The sequence below is a fragment of the Lutibacter oceani genome (assembly GCF_003384935.1).
GTDB lineage: Bacteria > Bacteroidota > Bacteroidia > Flavobacteriales > Flavobacteriaceae > Lutibacter > Lutibacter oceani.
The window spans coordinates 1-2,100 of sequence record NZ_QTTQ01000002.1; the positions used below are offsets into that span (position 1 = coordinate 1).

At 26.5% G+C, this 2,100-nt stretch carries 2 protein-coding genes; both read right to left on the reverse strand.

Going from position 1 to position 2,100, the window contains the following annotated elements:
• Positions 1 to 248 precede the first annotated feature (248 nt).
• Entirely contained in the window at positions 249 to 806 is a 558-nt protein-coding gene (locus tag BX611_RS00015; RefSeq protein ID WP_115877453.1) for a hypothetical protein, read from the reverse strand.
• A 158-nt stretch (positions 807 to 964) separates the two neighbouring features.
• Positions 965 to 1,981 carry a hypothetical protein gene (locus BX611_RS00020; protein ID WP_115877454.1) on the reverse strand — a complete coding sequence of 339 codons (1,017 nt, stop codon included), beginning with the start codon at positions 1,979 to 1,981 and terminating at the stop codon, positions 965 to 967.
• Positions 1,982 to 2,100 lie beyond the last annotated feature (119 nt).

Below are 2,100 nucleotides of genomic sequence, written 5' to 3' on the forward strand. Positions count from 1 at the left end.
TATAGGTTTTTTTTCGGCTGGGTTGTTTTTGTTCTTTCATCTTTATTTGTAATAAGTTGTCTAATTTTTAGTCAACCTATTTCAGGAAAGTACATCTGTGGTGCTTGCAGGTAACGGTTTAGTACAAGGAAAGTTGCGATTGGTAAATCGTAATTTTCCGTTGTTTGTTCTTTAGTTTATTTGTTTGTCAGGTTGTTCTAATCATTAAAATTTCGCAATTTTTTTTGTGCATTGTTGGCAAATCGTTTTTAATCTTCTCCTGATTTTAACTTGTTTTTTGCGAACACTTTTGCTTTTTGGGATTTCAAAGATTTTGATAAAAATTCCTCCGCTTTCTTTTGTATCTCCTCTTTGTCAAAATTGTCATCGTAATTCTTGTTTATAAACCATAAGTCGTTTTTAATTCTCATAATTGGAAAAACTAATAAAACTCCTAGAATAAGAGCAACTATCCAAAATAATTCAAAGTTTAAAATTGAAAATAATCCAAAAGCTATTATCAAAATAATTATCAAAACTGTCGAATTAATAATTGTGTTAATAATTAACTTCCCATTCAAAATTGTTTGGTGAACATCAGATTTAGAAGCAAAACCAGAAATGTATCCTTTAGAATATAATTCTATGATTTTCTCAAAGTATTTTTTAGTCCTGAAAACTGCATAGTTTTTTGCCAACCAAAAATAAATTTTTCTTGTTAAAACGATCAAAATCGTACCTAGTATACTCCCAAATCCACCTAATAATATAAGTCCCCAAATACTGTTTTTTAAAAAATTTGTGAATTCATTATAATATTCTATCATTTAATTTCTATTTTTTTTAATGTTTGCCAACGTGATTTTATATGATTTGTGCGACTGGAAAATCGGAGATTTTTCGGACGTAGCAAATCGTTTGTTGAATGTTTGTCGTTTGTACTAGTTCAAATTTAAGCATAAATTATATGAGGTGTTGTGCATAGTTAATTTGAGAAATATTCTATTATTATTCCAATCAATGCTGATATTCCATTTATTGAAATGCCTATCAGAATTGTGTAAAATAATCTCCAAAGATATTTTTTATTATCTTTTGCAACTTCCTTAAATTTATTTCTATCTCCTTTTGTAAAATCAAACATAGGATTTCTTCTCAAATTTCCTATCTGTTTACGTCTCATTCTATCTGCTAATAATTTACCTGACTCATAAAAAATAAAAAATATAGCTATGGATGAAGTCAAAAAGAAAAATAGTCTATGATCTTTATCTTTTGGTAAAATTGTAAAATCTGAATCTATAAATGAAATGAATAAGTAGTTAACAAAAACTATGGATGCAGTCAAAAAAGATAAGATTATGAAATTTTGTAGTTTAACATCGTGTTTTAAAATAAATTTTATCAACTTATGGTCTTCACTATTTTTTGGAAGAGAATCGTACCATTCTGATACGACAGTTTTTAATTCATTACAAATTTGAGAGTTTATGAAGTCAATTTTACAACTCATTTGTGATTGGGCTTCATCTAACTCAAATTCATCTCCTCCTTGAAAAACTACTTGAATCATTTCACTTGGTTTTAGACTGTTCCCAATTCTAATTCTTAGATTATGAGTTTGAGGTATTTTATGTGTTTGATTTGGAAGTATTAAATTGAAATCCCATTCTATTGTTATATACTTTGTAGTCTGTGAAATATTCCAATCAGTATTTTTAAATTCTATCCAATTCCCAAAGGATTTAATCTCTTTATTATCTAATCCTACTGTTACATTTACAATATCTGTAACTAATTCGTGAAGATTTAGTTTTCTATAGATTTTGTCGTTTAACTCAATAATATCATCATAAGAGAATTGTTTATATTCTGTAAATAATTTAATATCAGTATCTCTTTTTCCTTTAATTAAGTAATAAAGTGATTGAAACTGCTTTACTTGATTTTCATCAATTACAGCAACTTTGTTTTCATTGTTGTCTAAAATTTCCTTTTTCATAGATGGGTTATTTTTTAATTATGCACAACGGTTTTGTATAACTAAAGTTGTGATTTGTTTTTTGCAATTTTTGTTTGATAAATTTAGTAAAATAAATATTAAGAAACATTCTATTTTAG

Bases quoted from the DNA above. Each gene is read 5' to 3' on its own strand.
- BX611_RS00015 (WP_115877453.1), bottom strand. From the start codon at position 806: ATGATAGAATATTATAATGAATTCACAAATTTTTTAAAAAACAGTATT.
- BX611_RS00020 (WP_115877454.1), bottom strand. From the start codon at position 1,981: ATGAAAAAGGAAATTTTAGACAACAATGAAAACAAAGTTGCTGTAATT.